This is a genomic window from Micromonospora musae (assembly GCF_003626545.1).
Classification (GTDB): Bacteria; Actinomycetota; Actinomycetes; order Mycobacteriales; family Micromonosporaceae; genus Micromonospora; species Micromonospora musae.
Genome location: NZ_RAZS01000007.1, coordinates 164393 through 183661 on the forward strand (window position 1 = coordinate 164393; position 19269 = coordinate 183661).

The 19269-nt window shown below is 72.9% G+C and carries 15 protein-coding genes and 1 pseudogene; 12 read left to right on the plus strand and 4 right to left on the minus strand.

Annotated features, from left to right (window positions below):
- Positions 1 to 27: 27 nt before the first annotated feature.
- Positions 28 to 1194 carry a homogentisate 1,2-dioxygenase gene (locus D7147_RS20730; RefSeq protein ID WP_120680194.1) on the minus strand — a complete coding sequence of 389 codons (1167 nt, stop codon included), beginning with the start codon at positions 1192 to 1194 and terminating at the stop codon, positions 28 to 30.
- Between the two features lie 94 nt (positions 1195 to 1288).
- Between D7147_RS20730 and D7147_RS20735 the strand changes: the two are divergent.
- The 8 genes and pseudogenes from D7147_RS20735 to D7147_RS20770 form a co-directional block, all read left to right on the plus strand.
- Positions 1289 to 2137 (plus strand): annotated as a pseudogene (locus D7147_RS20735) (hypothetical protein); the annotation flags it as partial.
- A gap of 113 nt (positions 2138 to 2250) precedes the next feature.
- A complete protein-coding gene (fahA, locus tag D7147_RS20740) occupies positions 2251 to 3447 on the plus strand; it encodes a fumarylacetoacetase (RefSeq protein ID WP_120680196.1) in 1197 nt (398 codons plus the stop codon).
- 198 nt (positions 3448 to 3645) lie between these two features.
- On the plus strand, positions 3646 to 3855 hold the full coding sequence (locus D7147_RS20745; protein WP_120680198.1) for a DUF397 domain-containing protein: 210 nt from the start codon (positions 3646 to 3648) through the stop codon (positions 3853 to 3855).
- Positions 3856 to 4021: 166 nt separating this feature from the next.
- Positions 4022 to 4504: an SRPBCC family protein gene (locus tag D7147_RS20750; protein WP_120680200.1), complete on the plus strand. Its 483-nt coding sequence runs from the start codon at positions 4022 to 4024 to the stop codon at positions 4502 to 4504.
- 333 nt (positions 4505 to 4837) lie between these two features.
- Positions 4838 to 6091: an outer membrane protein assembly factor BamB family protein gene (locus D7147_RS20755; RefSeq protein WP_120680201.1), complete on the plus strand. Its 1254-nt coding sequence runs from the start codon at positions 4838 to 4840 to the stop codon at positions 6089 to 6091.
- Between the two features lie 58 nt (positions 6092 to 6149).
- On the plus strand, positions 6150 to 6683 hold the full coding sequence (locus tag D7147_RS20760) for a hypothetical protein (RefSeq protein ID WP_120680202.1): 534 nt from the start codon (positions 6150 to 6152) through the stop codon (positions 6681 to 6683).
- Between the two features lie 58 nt (positions 6684 to 6741).
- Positions 6742 to 7290: a hypothetical protein gene (locus D7147_RS20765; protein WP_120680204.1), complete on the plus strand. Its 549-nt coding sequence runs from the start codon at positions 6742 to 6744 to the stop codon at positions 7288 to 7290.
- A 25-nt stretch (positions 7291 to 7315) separates the two neighbouring features.
- On the plus strand, positions 7316 to 8389 hold the full coding sequence (locus D7147_RS20770) for a hypothetical protein (protein WP_120680206.1): 1074 nt from the start codon (positions 7316 to 7318) through the stop codon (positions 8387 to 8389).
- Between the two features lie 48 nt (positions 8390 to 8437).
- On the opposite strand, the gene hisC is transcribed toward D7147_RS20770, so the two are convergent.
- From hisC to hppD, 3 genes are all read right to left on the minus strand, one after another.
- Positions 8438 to 9541, minus strand: coding sequence for a histidinol-phosphate transaminase (gene hisC, locus D7147_RS20775; protein WP_120680208.1), 1104 nt, complete (start codon positions 9539 to 9541; stop codon positions 8438 to 8440).
- Positions 9519 to 10595, minus strand: coding sequence for an RDD family protein (locus D7147_RS20780; protein ID WP_120680210.1), 1077 nt, complete (start codon positions 10593 to 10595; stop codon positions 9519 to 9521). Before D7147_RS20780 ends, hisC begins: the two co-directional genes overlap by 23 nt.
- Before the next feature lie 199 nt (positions 10596 to 10794).
- Entirely contained in the window at positions 10795 to 12003 is a 1209-nt protein-coding gene (gene hppD, locus D7147_RS20790; protein WP_120680212.1) for a 4-hydroxyphenylpyruvate dioxygenase, read from the minus strand.
- Between the two features lie 137 nt (positions 12004 to 12140).
- On the opposite strand from hppD, the gene D7147_RS20795 reads away from it, so the two are divergent.
- From D7147_RS20795 to D7147_RS20810, 4 genes are all read left to right on the plus strand, one after another.
- A complete protein-coding gene (locus D7147_RS20795) occupies positions 12141 to 12629 on the plus strand; it encodes an Lrp/AsnC family transcriptional regulator (RefSeq protein WP_120680214.1) in 489 nt (162 codons plus the stop codon).
- A gap of 136 nt (positions 12630 to 12765) precedes the next feature.
- Positions 12766 to 14211 (plus strand): outer membrane protein assembly factor BamB family protein, encoded by a 1446-nt coding sequence (locus D7147_RS20800; protein ID WP_120680216.1) that lies wholly within the window; start codon positions 12766 to 12768, stop codon positions 14209 to 14211.
- 136 nt (positions 14212 to 14347) lie between these two features.
- On the plus strand, positions 14348 to 16015 hold the full coding sequence (locus D7147_RS20805) for a fumarate hydratase (protein ID WP_120680218.1): 1668 nt from the start codon (positions 14348 to 14350) through the stop codon (positions 16013 to 16015).
- A gap of 262 nt (positions 16016 to 16277) precedes the next feature.
- Positions 16278 to 19259 (plus strand): AfsR/SARP family transcriptional regulator, encoded by a 2982-nt coding sequence (locus tag D7147_RS20810; protein ID WP_120680220.1) that lies wholly within the window; start codon positions 16278 to 16280, stop codon positions 19257 to 19259.
- The last annotated feature ends 10 nt before the right edge of the window (positions 19260 to 19269 follow it).

Here is a 19269-nt window from a genome sequence, read left to right on the forward strand (position 1 = left end):
GCGGGCTCCGGCGAAACCCAGGGACGATCAGGCGCGACGCGCCCAGGTCCAGGCGTAGCCCGGGTCCTCGCAGGCGGGGGCGGCGTCGCAGAGGTCGAGCGGGCGGAAGGTGTCGACCATGACGGCCAGCTCGTCGAAGTAGTCGACGCCGATCGCCCGCTCGGCGGCGCCGGGCTGCGGGCCGTGGGTGAAGCCGGAGGGGTGCAGCGAGATCGAGCCCTGTTCGATGCCGGAGCCGCGCCGGGCCTCGTAGTTGCCGCCGGTGTAGAAGAGCATCTCGTCGGAGTCGACGTTGTGGTGGTTGTACGGGACCGGGATCGCGTCCGGGTGGTAGTCCACCTTGCGCGGCACGAACGAGCAGACCACGAAGTTCGGGCCCTGGAAGGTCTGGTGCACGGGTGGCGGCTGGTGGATCCGCCCGGTGATCGGTTCGAAGTCGTGGATGGAGAACGCCCACGGGTACAGGTGCCCGTCCCAGCCGACCACGTCGAAGGGGTGGTTGGCGTACGTGTAGCGCGTCCAACCACGACGGTGCCGGACCAGGACCTCGACGTCCTCCCCGTCGGCCAGCAGCGGCGCGTCCGGGCCGCGCACGTCGCGCTCGCAGTACGGCGAGTGCTCCAGGAACTGGCCGCGGACCGAGAGGTAACGCTTCGGCGGGCCGACGTGACCGGCGGCCTCGATGGTGAGCAGCCGGACCGGCTGGTCGCCCGTGGGTACGAGCCGGTGGATGGTCGAGGTCGGGATGATGACGTAGTCGCCGCCGGTCACGTCGAGCGCCCCGAACGTCGACTCGACCCGCATGCTGCCCGCCTCGACGTAGAGGCAGTGGTCGCCCGTGGCGTCCCGGAACAGCGGGGACGGACGGTCGGCCAGCACGTACGCGATGCGTACGTCGTCGTTGGCGAGCAGGTACTGCCGGCCGAGCACCGGGTCGGCGCCGGTGCCGTCGAGCTTGTGGGTACGCAGGTGCCGCGGCTTGAGCGGCAGGTTCGGCACCCGGGTGAAGGCCGGTGGGGTGAACTCCTCGGCCGCCACGATCGCGGTTGGGGCGTGACGGTGGTAGAGCAGCGACGAGTCGGAGGAGAACCCCTCCTGGCCCATCAGCTCCTCGGCGTAGAGGCTGCCGTCGGGCTGGCGGAACTGGGTGTGGCGCTTGCGCGGCACCTCGCCGACGCTGCGGTAGTAGGGCATCTCGCCTCCCGGTATGTCCCGTCAATCGGCTACCAGCGTCCGATAATCGGACACTGTTGTCCGCTCCTCGTAGCGTCCCGTAGATTCTTGTTCCGTGTCAACGCAGGTGCCCGCGCTCCTCGACGGCCTGGTGGACGACGCCGCCGTCTTCCCGCCCGGCAGCGCCGCGCTGCCGGACGCCGTCGCCGCACACCGTCGCCATCGCGACGCCTGGTACGCCGACCTGGTCGGCCCGCTGCTGGTGCCGGCGTCGACCGTCTCCTCGGGCGAACTGAGCGGTCTCGTCGACCCGGCCGAGGGCTTCGTCATCGGGGTCATCGGTGACACCGGGATCGAGGCCCTGCCCTTCGCGCTCTCCCTCCTGCCGCCAGACGGTGTGACCGCGCGGCAGGTGGAGGTGGCGGTGGCGAAGCGGGGCGAGGACCCCCAGCCCGGGATCAGCGGCCTGCTGCGTCTGGTCGACAAGCTGGCCGGGATCGAAGCCGTCTACGCCGAGATCCCGTTGACGTTCGGCCTCATGGAGGCGCTGGACCGGCTCGCCGCCGCCCGGGCCGAGGGAGTGCCGATCGCGGCGAAGTTCCGCACCGGCGGGTTGGCCGCCGAGCTCTTCCCCACCCCGGTCGAGCTGGCCGCGGTGATCTGCGGCTGCCGGGACCGGGCTCTGCCGTTCAAGCTGACCGCCGGGCTGCACCAGGCGGTCCGCCACCTCGATCCGGCGACCGGGTTCACCCACCACGGCTTCGTGAACGTACTGGCCGCCACGCTAGCCGCCGCGCAGGGGGCGGGGCCGGCGCGGGTCGCCGAGCTGCTCACGGCCACCGACCCGCGTCCACTCCTGGAGCTGGTCGAGGGGCGGCTGAGCGGCGCACGCCCACTCTGGGTCGGCTACGGCTCGTGCAGCATCGAGGAACCCCTGACCGACCTGGCCCGACTGGGTCTACTGACGTCGGCCGGCGAAGTGACCGGGCCGGCGGCGCCGGACCTACCCGTTGCCAGGATCGGGCGGCACCGGGCGAACGAGGAGAGCATCGACGACGTGGACAGGGGCGAGGACCGATGACCTGGGTGGCGGGTGCCGACGGATCGGCGTACGGAGTGACCAACCTTCCGTACGGGGTCTTCACTCACGACGGTCGGGAGCCGCGGATCGGCGTACGCGTCGGGGACTTCGTGCTCGACCTGGCCGGCGCCGAGGCGGCCGGGCTGGTCCTGGCGGCCGGTGCGCTGGGCCGCCCGACCCTCAACGACTTCATGGGCCTCGGGCGTCCACAGTGGACGGCGGTGCGGCAGCGGCTGGTCGAGCTGCTCACCGACGAGGCGCACCGAGCCGAGGTGGAGCCGCTGCTGCTGCCACTGGCCGAGGTGCGCCTGCTGCTGCCCTTCGACGTGGCGGACTACGTCGACTTCTACTCCTCGGAGCACCACGCCGGCAACGTGGGGCAGATCTTCCGGCCCGGCCAGCCGCCGCTGCTGCCGAACTGGCGGCACCTGCCGATCGGCTACCACGGCCGGGCCGGCACGGTGGTGGTGTCGGGCACGCAGGTGCTCCGTCCGTCGGGTCAGCGGCCGGGGCCCGACGGCCCGACGTACGGCCCGTCGGGCCGGCTCGACATCGAGGCCGAGGTCGGTTTCGTGGTCGGCGTACCGAGCCCGCTGGGCGCTCCGGTCGCCGTCGACGACTTCGCCGACCACGTCTTCGGCGTGGTGCTCGTCAACGACTGGTCCGCCCGGGACATCCAGGCCTGGGAGTACCAGCCGCTCGGCCCCTTCCTCGGCAAGTCCTTCGCCACCTCCGTCTCGGCGTGGGTCACGCCGCTGGAGGCCCTGGGCGACGCCTTCGTGCCCGCCCCGCGGCAGGAGCCGCCGGTCGTGGACTACCTGCGCGACGAGCCGCACCTCGGGCTGGACCTGCGTCTCGCCGTCGAGTGGAACGGCGAGCGGGTCAGCGAACCGCCGTTCGCCACCATGTACTGGACGCCGGCCCAGCAGTTGGCGCACCTGACCGTCAACGGGGCGTCGCTGCGTACCGGTGACCTCTACGCGTCCGGCACCGTCTCCGGTCCCGAGCGCGGGCAGGTCGGCTCGTTCCTGGAGCTGACCTGGGGCGGGGCCGAGCCGGTGCGGCTCGGGGGCGAATCGCGGACCTTCCTGGCCGACGGGGACACGGTCACGATCACCGCGACCGCGCCCGGTCCGGGCGGCACCACCATCGCCCTCGGCGAGGTGACCGGCACCATCCTTCCTCCCCGCTGACCGGCTCGGAACGCCGATCGGCGGCGTCCTGTCGGGTACCAATCCGTGATCAGCCCGATCGCACAGATGGTGCGACCGGGCTCAACGCCTCCCGCGTTGATCGCTCCGGATTCCGACGCCCCGTCGCGCCGGACGGGCCCATGACAGGTCCCGCCGGTCGTGCACGGGGCGTCCCGACGCACAGGGAGGTAGTTCACGATGCACGATCTGACCGGTGCCATCTGGCGCACCAGCAGCCGCTCCAACGACCAGGGCCTCTGCGTGGAGGTGGCGGACAATCTGGTCGACGTCCTCGGCGTGGTCGGGGTACGCGACTCCAAGGACCAGGCGGGTCCCACGCTCGCGATCAGCCCGCCCGGCTGGACAGCTTTCGTCGGCGCGATCCGGGCCGGCCAGTTCGGCCGTTGACCGTGGGGGACCGGTCCTCGCGGACGTCGTCGGCTCTGGATCGGTCCTTCTGGACGGCCCTGTCGCGGGTGGTAGCTGTACCGATTCGGGGTCTCCGGTGGGAATTGCGCCCGGAGACCCCCGCTCAACGCTCACGCGGCGTACCGTCGACGCCACGGGAGGTGGCATGCCGACGGTGACGGTGACCGGGCGCATCGAGGCGCACGCCGTCGACGTCTGGCGTCTCCTGACGGACCTGCCCGGCCGGGCTCGGCGACACCTCGCCGGCCCGGTCGAGCTGCTCACCCCCGGGCCGTTCGGGCCGGGCACGGCGTGGCGGGAACCCCGTCACCGGCCGGACGGCGGGCTCCTGGTCGAGGAGTTCCACGTGGTGGAGGCGGCTCCGCCCCGGCGTCTCGTGCTCAGCTCACCCGGCGACAGCGTGGACTACCGGATCACCTGGACGCTGCGCGGCCCGCGCCGCCGGCAGCGCGGCGGCACCCTGACCACCGTCACGCTGGAGGCGCTGCCGGCCGACCCGTACGGCCGGGTGGCCGCACTGCTCCTCGGTGCGCTGGCCGCCCGCGCGGTGGAGCACGCGCTACGGCGGGACCTCGCCGACCTGGCGGCCGCCGCCGAGGGGCCGACCGAGGCGACCCGGGCCGCCTGAGCGACACCGAGCAGACCCCGACCGGGCCTCGGCTCGCGCGCGCCGCACAGAACCCGTCCCGAGGCCCGTTTCAAAACGCTCGCCCTAGCGAGCCGAGGCCCGGGGCCGGCGCAGCCGGGCACGACCTTACGAAACGGGCCCTGGGGCGTGTGTCGAACTCCCTGGCCGGCCTGCGACGGGCCCAGACGACGACCGGCGACGTCGGCGCTTCGTCCGGATACAACACCGGTATCCGAACGGATCCCCGCCTTGCCGGACCGCCGCCTGGACTCCGCCTCGGCTCGACCGAGGACTTCGACACACGCCCTAGTACTGTGCCGGGCGGAGGTGCGCATGGGGTTCCGGAACGGCCGGCGACGTGTCGTGCTGGCGGTCGCGGCGCTGCTCGTCACCGCCGCGGTCGCGGCGACGGTCTACCGGGTGCTCGCCCCCGCCGAGGTCAGCACGGTCGCCCAGGCCGCCTACCCGGCCCCCGCGCAGCCTTCGGCGGGGGTGATCGGACGGCTGCCCGTCGCCCCGCTGATCGTGGACGGCCGGCTGCGCGTCTACACGGGCCACCGCCAGGTGTACGCGGACACCCCGGTCGACGGTCGGCACCGCACCACCCCGTTCTGGTCGTACCGCCGCTGGCCGGCCGAGCTGGTCGGGGTGGTGGCGAGCGGGACCACCGTCGTCAGCCGCTGGTCGGACGGACGGTTGGTTGCGCTGGACGCGCGAAATGGGCGGGTGGCCTGGCGGACCGACGGGCCGGAGCCGCAGCGGAAGCCGGACGCCCGGCGCACCGGGGCCGCGATCGTGTGGGATCCGGTCGGGCTCTACCTCACCCGTACCGCCGACGGGCGGGACGTGGTGGTGGCGACCGGCGACGGTGAGGCGCGCGGTGTCGACCTGATCGGCGGTCGGCGGCTCTGGCGGTCGGAGGTCGGAACCGAGTGCCGTAGCGACGTCGGTGCCACCTCGACGGGCCAGTTGGTGAGCGTGGCCGGTTGCGCCGGGGAGGCGGCCGTCGAGTTCCGGGACGCGGCCACCGGCGAGGTGACCAGCCGCTGGCGACCGCCGGGCGCGGGCGACAAGCTGGTCGTGACCCTGGTCGGCTGCCGGGTCGGGCCTTCGGGCTGCTCCGGACTGCGTACGGCGGGCCCGGGTGACGGGGCGGGTCGGGGTTGGTTGACGGGCGCGGGGGCGCCGGTGCCGGCGCCCGCGTTGGACGGGCTCGACACCCAGCTCGCCGGGGAGCAGGCGGTCGGAGTCGTCGACGGCGCGCTGGTCGGCCGCTCCGCCCGGACCGGCGCCGAGCTGTGGCGTCGCCCCGACCTCGGGCAAGGGCGGGTGATCGCCGTGCAGCCGGGCCGGGTGCACGTGCTGACCGACGCCCGGGAGCTGGTCACGCTCGATCCGGTGACCGGCGCCGAGCGGTCCCGGTTCCCGCTCACCGTCGGGCAGGACGGTACCGGCTACGTGCCGGGCGGGGTGTACGCGGCGGCCGGGTACGTGATCGTGGAGCGCCTGCGGGCGCCGGTCGACCCGGACGCGGACGACCAGGCGTACTTCCTCACCTCGGAGCCGCTGGTCCTGGCCGCGACCTGAGCTGGGACACGCGCCAGCCTGCTCGACAAATCGGACATAAGTTACTTATAGTCACTCTGTGCGACTCCTGGCAGCCCTGTTGGGCGTAATCATCATCCTGATCAGCCCCGCGCCGGCCGACGCGGCGCCGGCTCTCCGTACGTTTCAGGTGACCCTGACGCCCGGCGTCGACATCACCGTCCCGGCCGTCGTCAACCTGGGCGCCGGTCTCGTCGGCGGAACGCTCACCGGTCAGCTCGGCCGGGTCGAGGTGAGCGACTTCCGGGGCCCGGTGAACCCGAACACCTGGGTCGCCACCGTCTCCGCCACCCTCTTCACCACCGGTCCGGGCGGCGCGCAGCGCACGATCACCCGGGACCGGATCTCCTACTGGTCAGGTCCCGCCGTTCGCAGCACCGGCGGTGGCACGGTGGTGCCCGGGCAGCCCACCGCGGCGCAGGCCGTCACGCTGGCGGCGACCCGGGAGGCGTTCCGCAAGACCGGCGGCAACGGCAACAACACGGTCGCCTGGGTGCCCTCCGTCCGGGTGGCGATCCCGACCGGCATCGTCGCCGGCACCTACCAGGGAACAATCACCCACTCTGTAGCCTGAAGCGTGATTTGTCCGAATACTGCCTGTCCAGTGCTTTCTGCGCCATAACGTCGTCGGCATGAAGAAGCCGCTTCTTGCCCTGACCGCCGCCGCGGCCACCGTGGTGGCCCTGGCGACACCCGCCGCCGCCGCGCCGACGGGCGACACCATCGTCACCTTCACCGTGGCCACCGCCGACCTGAACATCACCGTCCCCGCGTCGATCAACCTCGGCTCCGTCTTCTCGGGTGCCGCCATCACCGGTGAGCTCGGCACCGTGACGGTCAGCGACCAGCGGGCGGCGCTGAGCGCCACCTGGGTCACCACCGTGTCGTCCAGTTCGTTCACCACAGGCAACAGCTCGCCGGAGGAGACCATCACGCCCAACCTCGTGGAGTACTGGTCCGGTGGCCTGACCAGTAGCACCGGCAGCCCCGGCAGCACCTTCGTGCCCGGCCAGCCCACCGAGGCCGACCGGGTCAACCTGGGCGTGCCGCGGACGGCCTTCTCCAAGACCTCGGGCAGCGGCAACAACTCCGCCAGCTGGGCCCCGGACGTCCGGATCAACGTGCCGGCGACCGCGGTCGGCGGCACCTACTCAGGGGTGATCACCCATTCGGTGGCATGACCGCATCCGCGCCCTCGCCCTGGCCGTGACCGTCCTGGTCACGACCGGGGCGCCGGCGTTGGCCGCCACGCCGAGGTCGGCGCCCCGGCCGGCCGCGCTCGTCGAACCCGACATCCCCGAGGCCGACGTACCGGCGCAGGGACGGCAGGAGCGGGAGAAGCCGCGGCCCTCCCCGACGGCGAGCCCGAGCGGATTGGACGTCTCCGTCGGGATCCGGCTGCTCGACGCCCCGATCGACCGGCGCGACGACACCCGGGCGCACAAGTACATCGTCGACCATCTCAAGCCCGGCACCACGATCAAGCGCCGGGTGATGGTCGAGAACACCTCGGAGATCCACCGGAAGGTGTCGCTCTACGCCGCCGCCGCGGACGTCACGGCCGAGGGCTTCGAGTACGCCCCGGACCGGACCGAGAACGAGCTGAGCAGCTGGATCGACGTGCAGCCCCGCGAGGAGGCGTTGGCGCCGGGCGAGGAGGTCGAAGCCCTGGTGACCATCGAGGTGCCGCGCAAGGCCGAGTCCGGCGAGCGGTACGCGGTCGTCTGGGCCGAGGTGCCCGGCACCGATGACGGGAACGTGCGCAACATCGGCCGATCCGGGATCCGGGTCTACCTCTCCGTCGGCCCCGGTGGTGAACCCCCGTCGGGCTTCGACATCGGCCCGCTGGCGGGCGGTCGGGAGAAGGACGGAACGCCGTTCGTCAGCGCGGAGGTGCGCAACACCGGCCAGCGGGCGCTCGACCTGGCCGGTGAACTCTGGCTCAGCGACGGGCCGGGCGGCCTCTCCGTCGGGCCGGTGAAGGCCGAGGCGCACACCCTGCCGCTGGATGGCAGCACCACCGTCCGGGTCCTGCTCGACCGGCGGCTGCCCGACGGACCCTGGTCGGCGAAGTTCGCCCTGGCCAGCGGCTGGACCAAGCGGACCGCCACCGGCACGGTGACCTTCGGGGCGGTGCCCGCGGCGGCGGCCGGCACCGAGGACCGAACGGACGGGGCGATCAACGCCGGGCTGGTCACGTCCGGACTGGTGCTGGCGCTCTTCGTGCTGTACGCGTACCGGCGGCGGAACCGTCTCCGGGCGCCCGCAGCGGCGGCCTGACCGGTCGGTCCGGTCCGCACGCGTACAGCGGACCGGACCGGACCGGTGTCAGGCCAGTGCCGCCTCCGCGGCGGCCAGGAAGGCGTCGTTCTCGGCCGGAGTGCCGATGGTGACCCGCACCCCGTCGCCGGGGAACGGCCGCACGATCACGGCGCGCGACTCGCACGCCTTGCCGAAGGCGACGGCCCGGTCCCTTAGCGGCAGCCACACGAAGTTCGCCTGGCTGGTCGGGACCTCCGGCACGAACTTGCGCAGCGCCTCGGTGACCCGGTCCCGTTCGGCGACGACCAGGGCGCAGCGGCGCTCCACCTCGTCGGCCTGCGCGAGCGCGGCGAGCGCGGCCGCCTGGGCCACCATGCTGGTGGAGAAGGGCGTGACCACCTTTCGCACCGCCGCCGCGACCTCCGGCTGGGCGACCAGGAAACCGATCCGGAGCCCGGCCAGCCCCCACGCCTTGGAGAGGGTGCGCAGCACCGCGACGTTCGGCCGGTCGAGGTACGTCAGCCCGTCCGGCACCTCCGGGTCCGTGACGAACTCGCGGTACGCCTCGTCGATCACCACGAGGACGTCGTCGGGCACGGCGTCGAGGAACCGGTCCAGCTCCGCCTTCCGCAGGGCGGTGCCGGTCGGGTTGTTCGGGGTGCAGACCAGGATCAGCCGGGTCCGGTCGGTAACCGCTGCCGCCATGGCGGTCAGGTCGTGTCCGTGGCCCGCGTCGTTGGGCACCTGGACGCTGGTCGCGCCGCTGGTCGCCGCGATGATCGGGTACGCCTCGAACGAGCGCCACGAGTACAGCACCTCGTCACCGGGGAGGCTGGTGGCCCGCGCCAGGTGCTCGGCGAGCGCCACCGATCCGCAGCCGGTGGCGACCCGGTCGGGATCCACCCCGTACCGCTCGGCGAGCGCGTTGCGGAGCGTGACCACGCCCATGTCCGGGTACCGGTGCACCCCGGCGGCGGCCTCGGTGACCGCCTCGACCACGCCGGGCAGCGGGCCGTACGGGACCTCGTTGCTGGCCAGCTTGATCGCCTCGGGCAGCCCGAGCTCCCGAGCCAGGTCGGTCGGGTTGCGACCGGGTACGTAGCTGGGCAGCGCGTCCAGGTCGGCGCGGGTCAGGCGCACCGCCGGCTCAGGTCTTCCGGTTTCGGTCATGGGGGTTCTCCCGGGGGTCGGAACTGTCGTTCAGGGGGCGTTCGGTGGGGGCGGGGTCGGGTAGCTGGACGACGACGGTCTGGGCCCGCTTGTCGTGCAGCGCCTGCCGAAGGGGGTGGTCGAAGAGGGGGGAGAGCGCGTCGACGAGCTGGATCAGCAGACCCAGGCCGAAACAGCACCAGAGCAGGGTGGGCACGCCGCCGTAGGTGTTCCATCGGGCCAGGGCCCGGCCGAAGCCGAGCGGCTCGTCGGCGGCGAGGGGCACCGCCTTGATCCGCATCGCCCGCTTGCCGAGCGTCTGCCCGGACGAGGCCGTCGTCGGCACCTCGTAGGCGAGCCAGAGCGCGGCGGCGATCGCCACGATGGCCAGCTGGAGGCCGCCGGCCTGCTCACCGATCTGCGGCAGCCCCTCACGGGACGTGTCGCCCTCCATCGCCCGGCGGAGGACCTCCCGCCAGTACGGCCCCATCTCCTCCAGGAACCGCCAGACGAACCAGCCGTTCACCAGGACGTTCAGGGCCAGGACGATGGCGAAGTCGATGAGCCGGGCGGCCAGTCGGCGACCGTAACCGGCCAGCGGCAGCCCGTGCGGCCGGGGTTCGGGCATCCGTCCCGCCCAACCCGGGGGAGCCCAGCCAGGCGGGGCACCCGCAGGCCCGTACCCGGGCGGAGCGCCCTGGGGGCCGTAGCCGGGCGGGCCGTAACCGGGGCCCTGGGGGCCGTGACCGGGCGGGGCGCTTTGGGGGCCGTAGCCGGGCGGGCCGTAACCGGGGCCCTGTGGGCCATGACCGGACGGGCCGTACCCCGGGGGTGGGCCGGGGTGACCGGGCCAACCGGGCGGCGGCCCAGCGGCTGGCGGCGCCGAGCCCGGGGACACCTGCGCCGGGCCGGGCGTGACCGGCGTCGGCGGCGCGGGCGGCGGCTCGACGGGAGGCGGCCCCTCCGGCGGGGTGGCGTCGACGGGGATGGGCGCGCCGATCCAGCCCTCGCCGTCCCAGTACCGCCGGGTCTCGGTGTCGGCAGGGTCGATGTACCAGCCGGGTTGCACGCTCACGCAGCCACCTTAACGACGACCGCACCGGCGAACCGGGCGTGGCGGCACCAGGTCGGAGCCGGTGGCGGAGCCGCGCCCGGGTGGTGTCCGTACGGCTGAGGGGTGGGACCGGTGGGCGGCGCGAAGCCGCCGGCGGTGGGTGGGGGCCCACCGGCCGGCGGCGTCGGGTACGACGGGGGTTGCGTCACGCTGGCAAGTGTTACAGGTTGCCCCGCATCTCCTGCTCACGCTCGATGGCCTCGAAGAGGGCCTTGAAGTTGCCCTTGCCGAAGCCGAGCGAGCCGTGCCGCTCGATCAGCTCGAAGAAGACGGTCGGGCGGTCCTGGACCGGCTTGGTGAAGATCTGGAGCAGGTAGCCGTCCTCGTCCCGGTCGACCAGGATCTTGCGGGCTTTCAGCTCCTCGATCGGCGCCCGCACGTCCCCGATCCGGGCGCGCAGCTCCGGGTCGTCGTAGTACGAGTCCGGGGTGTCCAGGAACTCGACACCGGCGGCCCGCATCGCGTCGACGCTGGCCAGGATGTCGTTGGTGGCGACGGCGATGTGCTGGGCGCCGGGGCCCTGGTAGAACTCCAGGTACTCGTCGATCTGCGACTTCTTGCGGGCGATCGCCGGCTCGTTGAGCGGGAACTTCACCTTGCGGGTGCCGTTGGCGACCACCTTGCTCATCAGCGCCGAGTAGTCGGTCGCGATGTCGTCGCCGACGAACTCGGCCATGTTGGTGAAGCCCATGACGCGCTTGTAGAACTCCACCCACTCGTCCATCCGGCCGAGCTCGACGTTGCCGACCACGTGGTCGACGGCCTGGAAGAAGCGCTTCGGCTGGATGCCGGCGTCGATCATCGGCTGCCGGTCCACGATCGGGCCGCGCGCCACGAAGCCGGGCAGGAACGGCCCGGTGTACCGGGAGCGGTCGACCAGGGTGTGCCGGGTGTCGCCGTACGTGGCGATGGCCGCCATCCGGACGGTGCCGTGCTCGTCGCTGACGTCGTGCGGCTCGACGAGGCCGGTCGCGCCCTGGGCGGTGGCGTGTGCGTACGCGGCGTCGACGTCCGGCACCTCCAGCGCGATGTCGCTGATGCCGTCGTTGTGCTTGGTGACGTGCTCGGCGCCTTCGGCGTCCGGGCGCACGACACCGGTCAGCACGAACCGGGCCGAGCCGCTGGTCAGGACGTACTGGGCGTGGTCGCGGTAGCCCTGCTCCGGGCCGCGGTACGCCACGCAGGTCATGCCGAACGCGGTCGAGTAGTAGTGCGCCGCCTGCTTGGCGTTGCCGACCAGGAAGTGCACGTGGTCGAGGCCCCGGACCGGGAAGGGGTCGCGGGTGATGTCGTGGTCGACAGCGCCGATGAGCCGGTCGGCATCGACCGTGTCGTCGCCGGACTGGGGTCGGTCGATCGCCTGGGTCATGGTGGTCTCCCTTGCGTACCGGCCGGCCTCGTGGGCCGCCGTGCCTGCTTTGTGCCGAGGATTGCGGTGCCGCCGGTCGTTGGGCAATAGTTCGCCGAAATGCTGGTCAGCTTGTGCATTGCGTAAGGTGAAACCCCATGAACACTGGTCAGGATGTCCAGCTCGACGACCTGGACGCGCGGCTGATCGAGCTGCTCGCCCAGGAACCCAGGATCGGCGTGCTGGAGTGCTCGCGGCGGCTCGGCGTGGCCCGCGGGACCGTGCAGGCGCGCCTCGACAAGCTGGCCGCCCGAGGCGTCATCGCCGGCTTCGGCCCCGAGATCTCGCCGACGGCCATCGGGTTCGGGGTGACCAGCTTCGTGACCCTGGAGATCAGCCAGCGGCACGGCCACGACCCGGTCACCGCCCACCTCGCCGGCATCCCGGAGGTGCTGGAGGCGCACACCATCACCGGCTCCAGCGACCTGCTCTGCCGGATCGTCGCCCGGTCGAACACCGACCTCCAGCGGGTGATCGACCAGATCGTCTCCTCCGAGGGGATCACCCGCGCCTCGACGATCATCGCGCTGGCCGAGCAGATCCCCTACCGCACACTCCCGCTGGTCCGCTCCGCCGCCCGCCGCTGAACAGGGCCGCCACGCCGGAGCTGTTGTCGACAGTGGCCGGACGGGACGGCCCTGTTAACACCATCGGCGGCAGAAAGCGCGGCGACACGGCGGTACGGGCGTATGGGAGCTACGTGATCGTGGCTACCGTGTGCGTGTGGCGAAGGGGAGGGGTCGAGGCGTACGCGTGGTGTTGCTGCTCGCGCTGATCGCCGTCGTCGCCCTCGCCGCCACCGGTGTGTGGAACCCGTTCCCCGGGGTGTGGGACTGGGTCGACCGGAGCGAACCGATCTCGGAGCCGGACGTGGTCTGGCAGCAGCGGATCGGTGGAACGCCGAAGAGCGTGACCATCGCCGGAGAGACCGTCGTCGTCGAGCAGCGCACCCGCGTCGAGGCGCGCGCCCTCGCCACCGGCGGCCAGCTCTGGGAGCGTAAGGCCGACTGGGCCGCGGTCGCCGGCGCCGACCGGAGCGCGGTCGTCGTCGTGGGCAAGCTGCTGGTCAAGGGGTACGAGGTGCTCGACCCGACCACCGGGGTGACCCGGCGGCGGGACGACGACGCGGTGGCCGTGTGGACGTACCGCAACCTGCTGCTCGACGCGCGCTGTGTCCAGCCGACCGACTGCACGTTGAGCGCCTGGGACCCGCGCGGTGCCAAGCCACTGTGGACGGCGTTCCTGCCGGGAGTGGGCAGCGGCCTCTTCGCCGACAACCCCGGGCTGCGCGGCACCCGCCGGCTGACCGCGCAGCGGCTCGAGGAGGAGGTGGCAGGCCCGGAGCCGGTGCCGCCGCTGCTCGGTTTCCCGGTCGACGGCCGGGTGCACGTGGTGGACACCGCCACCGGTGCCGTCCTGCAGAACGTCGAGCCGGGCCGGGAGGAACGCCTCTCCGTGGTCGGCGGGAGGCTGCTGCGCATCAACGCCCGCTCGCAGGACGACAACTGCTACTTCGCCATCGCCGGCGTCGATCCGGCCACCGGCCGGGAGACCTGGCGCCGGGCGGGAATCAACCTGCGCACCGCCGAGAAGGCCGGCTGCGTGCAGCGGGAGGATCCGCAGGGCGCACGGAACGTGGTGATCGGGGTCGCGCCGGACGCCCGGGAGACGGTGCTCGACGGGTACGACGGCCGCTTGCTCTGGGTCGGCGCTGACCGCGAGAAGCTGCTCGCCGTCGACGACAGGTACGCGCTGGTCCGCTCGGCCGACCAGCGTTCGATCATCGCCCGGGGGCTCGGTACCGATCGCACGCTCTGGACCCGGCCGGCGGGCGGAAAGGCGGGGGCGACCCTCACCCCGTACGCCGCGGTCATCGCCGACGAGAAGCCGTCCCGGCTGACCGCCGTGGACCCGCGTACCGGGCGGGAGCTGGCCGTGCTGCGGACCTCCGCGAACGCGCTCGCGGTCGGCCCGGCCGGCATGGTCATCGGCGAGGGGCGGGAGATCGGCTACGTCCGGTTCGGCGCGACGCCGGGTAGCGACCCGAACCCGTCGAACGGCGACGGCGCGCCCGGCCCGGGCGGCAGCGCCCCGGCCCCCGGCGATCACGGAGACGACGCCGACTGCGGGCCGAAACGTGAGTTGTGCCCCGACGGGACCAGCGGCTGACCTGGGCGGTGACGCCCAACCAGGCCGCCCAGATGAGGGGATCGATTTGCCCGGCTCGCGGGTTCGGTGAGAGCGGCGTCCCAGCGGGGCCCGGCGGGTGGGAATGATCGACCGGTCTGCCCTAGGCTTTCCGCTCATGAGCAGTGCCGCCGCCTTCTCGTACGCCCCCCTGCTGCCGACCGGCCCCGATCAGACGGAGTACCGCCTGATCACCGATGAGGGCGTCGACGTCGTGCACGGCCCGGGAGGTCGCCGTTTCCTCACCGTGGAGCCGGCCGCCCTGACCGCGCTGACCGCCGAGGCGATGCACGACATCGCCCACTACCTGCGCCCCGCGCACCTGGCCCAGCTGCGGTCGATCATCGACGACCCGGCCGCCTCGCCGAACGACCGGTTCGTCGCGCTCGACCTGCTGCGCAACGCCAACATCGCCGCCGGCGGTGTCCTGCCGATGTGCCAGGACACCGGCACCGCGATCGTGATGGGCAAGCGCGGCCGGCACGTGCTGACCGACGGCACCGACGCCGAGGCGATCTCCCGGGGCGTCTGGCAGGCGTACACCCGGCTCAACCTGCGCTACTCCCAGCTCGCGCCGCTGACCATGTGGGAGGAGCGCAACACCGGCAGCAACCTGCCCGCGCAGGTGGAGCTCTACGCCGAGGATCCGGACGGACACCCGGACGCGTACAAGTTCCTCTTCATGGCGAAGGGCGGAGGCTCGGCGAACAAGTCGTTCCTCTACCAGGAGACCAAGGCGCTGCTGAACCCGACGCGGATGATGCAGTTCCTGGACGAGAAGCTGCGGCTCATCGGCACCTCGGCCTGCCCGCCGTACCACCTGGCCATCGTCATCGGCGGCACCTCCGCCGAGTACGCGCTGAAGACCGCCAAGTACGCCAGCGCCAAGTACCTCGACGCGCTGCCCACCACCGGTTCGATGACCGCGCACGGCTTCCGGGACCTGGAGCTGGAGGCCCAGGTGCTGGAGCTGACCCGTGACTTCGGCATCGGCGCACAGTTCGGCGGCCGATACTTCTGCCACGACGTGCGGGTCGTCCGGCTGCCCCGGCACGGAGCCTCGTGCCCCGTCGCGATCGCGGTCTCCTGCTCCGCCGACCGGCAGGCCGTCGCGAAGATCACCCCGTCGGGCGTGTGGCTGGAGCGGCTCGAGACCGACCCGGCCCGCTACCTGCCGGAGGTCACCGACGCGCAGCTGGACACCTCCGAGGTCGTCCGCGTCGACCTGAACCGCCCGATGGACGAGATCCGCGCCGAGCTCTCCAAGTACCCGGTGAAGACCCGGCTGTCGCTCTCCGGACCGCTGGTGGTGGCCCGTGACATCGCGCACGCGAAGATCGCCGAGCGGCTGGACGCCGGCGAGCCCATGCCGCAGTACCTGCGCGACCACGCCGTCTACTACGCCGGCCCCGCCAAGACCCCCGAGGGCTACGCCTCCGGCTCGTTCGGCCCCACCACGGCCGGCCGGATGGACGCGTACGTGGAGAAGTTCCAGGCCGCCGGCGGCTCGCAGGTGATGCTGGCCAAGGGCAACCGGTCCGCCCAGGTGACCCGCGCATGCCAGGAGTACGGCGGCTTCTACCTCGGCTCGATCGGCGGGCCGGCCGCCCGGCTCGCCCAGGACTGCATCAAGCACGTCGAGGTGCTCGAATACGCGGAGCTGGGCATGGAGGCGGTCTGGAAGATCGAGGTGGAGGACTTCCCGGCCTTCATCGTGGTCGACGACAAGGGCAACGACTTCTTCGCCGAGGTCACCAAGCCGATGTTGACCATCGGCCGCCGCTGACCGTACCGACCACGAGGGCGCCGGGCACGAGCCCGGCGCCCTTCGTCGTTGCCGAGGTCGAGCTGATGGTCGACGTCGGTGCGCCCGCCCCCGAGGGGTCCCGGCGGGCGCACCGCCCCCGTCGGATGTCGGTGCGGACACCCCACACAAGACTGCGCCCCGCCACTGCCGATCCGCTCTCACATCGCTATCACCGGACGAGGACCTTCTGTCAGCAGCGGGCTACGCTGCGATCGTTACGCCGGTACGGACGGGAGCGGGAATGCGGTTCGGGATCCTGGGGCCCCTGCGGGTCGGTGCCGGCGAGGCCACCGTGACCGCCGGGCGCGACCGGATCGTGCTCGCCATGATGCTGCTGCGGACCAACCGGATCGTGCCGGTGGAGGAGCTCGTCGACGCGGTCTGGGAGGAACGCCCGCCGGCCACCGCCCGCGCCCAGATCCAGACCTGCGTGTCCCGGCTCCGACGCCGGTTCGCCCAGCTCGGCGTGCCCCCGAGCACCATCTTCAGCGATCCGGTGGGCTACGGCATCCACACCGAGCCGGGCGAGGTGGACGCGGAGGTGTTCGCCCGGAACGTCGAGGCGGGCCGCACCGCCCTCGCCGCCGGCCAGCCGGCGGAGGCGGGTCGCCACTTCCGGTCCGCGCTCGCGCTCTGGCGCGGGCCGGCGCTGAGCGGCATCACCAGCCGGAGCGTACGGCGGCGAGCGCAGGCGCTCGACGAGCAGGGGCTCGCGGCGCTCGAAGAGTGTGTCGACGTCGAGCTGGTCCTCGGCGACGCGACCGAGATCCTCGACGTGCTGACCGAGACCGTGGCCCGGTACCCGCTCCGCGAGCGGCTGCGCGGCCAGCTGATGCTCGCGCTGTCGGCGGTCGGTCGGCAGGCGGACGCGCTGGCCGTCTACCGCGAGGGGCGGCGACTCTACGCCGAAGAGTTGGGCATCGAGCCCGGGTCGGCGTTGCAGGAGCTGCACCAGCGGGTGCTCGCCGGTGACCTGGCGCTGGCCGGGTCGGAGGTTCGTCGTTCCGCTCCGGTTCGCGGCCTGCCCCGGGCGATCAGCGACTTCACCGGCCGGCAGGAGACCCTGGCGCGGCTGGTGAAGGAGATCGACGAGGACCGGACCCGGGTCCAGCTCGTCGACGGGATGGCCGGCAGCGGCAAGACGACATTGGCGATCCACCTCGCCACCGCGCTGGCCGACCGCTATCCCGACGCCCAACTCTTCATCGACCTGCACGGGCACAGCGACCGTAAACCGCTCCTTCCGGCGGCGGCGCTCGCCGCGCTGCTGCGTCAGCTCGGGGTGCCCGGCGAACGGATACCCGGCGACGTCGACGAGCGGGCCGCGCTCTGGCGCAGTGAGCTGGCCGACCGGCGGGCGGTGGTGGTACTGGACAATGCGACGTCGGCGGCCCAGGTGGCGCCGCTGCTGCCCAGCGGCCCCGGCACCCTGACGCTGATCACGAGCCGGCGACGCCTGACCGGGCTGGACGAGGGACGGCCCTCCTCGCTCGCTGTCCTCGACCCCGACGAGGGGATCGAGCTGCTCGCGCGGGTGGCCGGCGCCGAGCGGGTCGCCGCCGAGCCGGAGGCGGCCGCCGAGGTGGTACGTCGGTGCGGTTGCCTGCCGCTGGCGATCCGGCTCGCCGGGGCGCGGCTCGCGCACCGGCCCCGCTGGCGCATCGCCGACCTGGCCGCCCGGCTCGCCGCCGGCCGGGACGCCCTGACCGAGCTGGTGGCCGGCGACCGCTCCGTCGGGCAGGCCTTCGCGCTGTCGTACGCGCAGGTGACCCCGACCGCGCAGCGGATGTTCCGGCTGCTCGGGCTGCACCCGGGAACCCGGTTCGACGCCGTGATGGCCGCCGCGTTGGCGGACGTGCCGCTGCCCGAGGCGCAGCACCTGCTCGACGAGCTGGTCGACGTGCACCTCGTCGACGAACCGGAGCCGGGCCGGTTCCGCTTCCACGACCTGGTGCGCGACTACGCGCGGCAGCTGACGGCCGAGCCGGCGCTCGCCGCCGAACGCTCGGCGGCGGTACGACGGATGTTGAACGTCTGCCTGCACCTGGCCCTGGCGGCCACCCGGCAGCTCGAGGGTTCGGCGAGCCGGGCTCCGTTCCAGCGACCGCCGATGCTCCGGCCCGACCTGGTGGAGACGGGCCTGCCGCCGAACCTCGGATGGTTCGACGAGAACCGGTCGAACCTGTCCGCCATGGTCCGGCTCGCCGAGGCGGAGGGCCGGTACGAGTACTGCTGGCAGCTGGCCTTCGCCGGCTGGAGGTACTGGTACGCGTCCGGCCACCCGGACGAGCTGATCGAGGCGCACACCATCGGGCTCCGGGCCGCGGAGCGTCTCGGCGACGAGGCCGCGATCGCCACGATGCACAACTACCTCGCCTCCGGGTACCACCGGCTGGCCCGCTACGCGGAGGCGCTGACCTCGATGGAGCTCGCCCTCAGCCTGCGTGAGCGGCTGGGTGACCCACTGGGCCGGGCCGGTACGCACAAGAACGTCGCGGCCGTCCACGCGTTCCTCGGCAACTTCTCGGCAGCGCTGTCCCACCTGACCGAGGCGCTGCACATCGTCCGGCGGGAGGGGCACGACGCCGGCGTCGTCGCGGTCTTCAACAATCAGGCGTCGGTCCTGTTGAACGCCGGACGACTGGAGGAGGCGTTGGCGGTGTCCCGCCGGCACCTGATGCTGGCCCGGACGGCGGGCACGCTCTACGACAACGCGAACGCGCTGGGGCACATCGCGATGGCCCGGGCCCGGATGGGTCACGGTGAGCCGGCCCGCCGGAGGCTCTGGGCGGCGCTCGCGATGAAGCGCCGGCTCGGCAACCGGTACGGGGTCGGCGAGCTGCTCAACGAGATCGGTGCCCTGGAGCGGGCGAACGGCCACCCGGAGGCCGCGATGGACCGGCACCGGGAGGCGTTGCGCGCGATGACGCAGGCCGCGGACCGCAACGGACAGTGCGTGTCGCGGAATCTGCTGGCCCGGGCGCTGCTCGACCAGGGGGACGCGGCGAGCGCGCTGGACCTGCACCGGCGGGTGCTGACCGACGCCACCCGGCTCAACGCCCGCTACGAGCAGGCCCGCGCCCTGGACGGGATCGCCCGCTGCCTCGTCGCAACCGACCCGGCCGCCGCGCGGGCGCACTGGGTACGGGCGCTCGCGCTGTTCAGCGAGTTCGAGGCACCGGAGCAGCACGAGGTGCGGCGGCGCCTCGCCGCTCCGGAGTGAGGCGCTCGTC

Coding starts and splice junctions, on each gene's coding strand:
- D7147_RS20755 (WP_120680201.1), top strand. CDS start 4,838: ATGGGGTTCCGGAACGGCCGGCGACGTGTCGTGCTGGCGGTCGCGGCG.
- hppD (WP_120680212.1), bottom strand. CDS start 12,003: ATGACCCAGGCGATCGACCGACCCCAGTCCGGCGACGACACGGTCGAT.
- D7147_RS20730 (WP_120680194.1), bottom strand. CDS start 1,194: ATGCCCTACTACCGCAGCGTCGGCGAGGTGCCGCGCAAGCGCCACACC.
- hisC (WP_120680208.1), bottom strand. CDS start 9,541: ATGACCGAAACCGGAAGACCTGAGCCGGCGGTGCGCCTGACCCGCGCC.
- D7147_RS20745 (WP_120680198.1), top strand. CDS start 3,646: ATGCACGATCTGACCGGTGCCATCTGGCGCACCAGCAGCCGCTCCAAC.
- D7147_RS20805 (WP_120680218.1), top strand. CDS start 14,348: ATGAGCAGTGCCGCCGCCTTCTCGTACGCCCCCCTGCTGCCGACCGGC.
- fahA (WP_120680196.1), top strand. CDS start 2,251: ATGACCTGGGTGGCGGGTGCCGACGGATCGGCGTACGGAGTGACCAAC.
- D7147_RS20795 (WP_120680214.1), top strand. CDS start 12,141: ATGAACACTGGTCAGGATGTCCAGCTCGACGACCTGGACGCGCGGCTG.
- D7147_RS20750 (WP_120680200.1), top strand. CDS start 4,022: ATGCCGACGGTGACGGTGACCGGGCGCATCGAGGCGCACGCCGTCGAC.
- D7147_RS20810 (WP_120680220.1), top strand. CDS start 16,278: ATGCGGTTCGGGATCCTGGGGCCCCTGCGGGTCGGTGCCGGCGAGGCC.
- D7147_RS20765 (WP_120680204.1), top strand. CDS start 6,742: ATGAAGAAGCCGCTTCTTGCCCTGACCGCCGCCGCGGCCACCGTGGTG.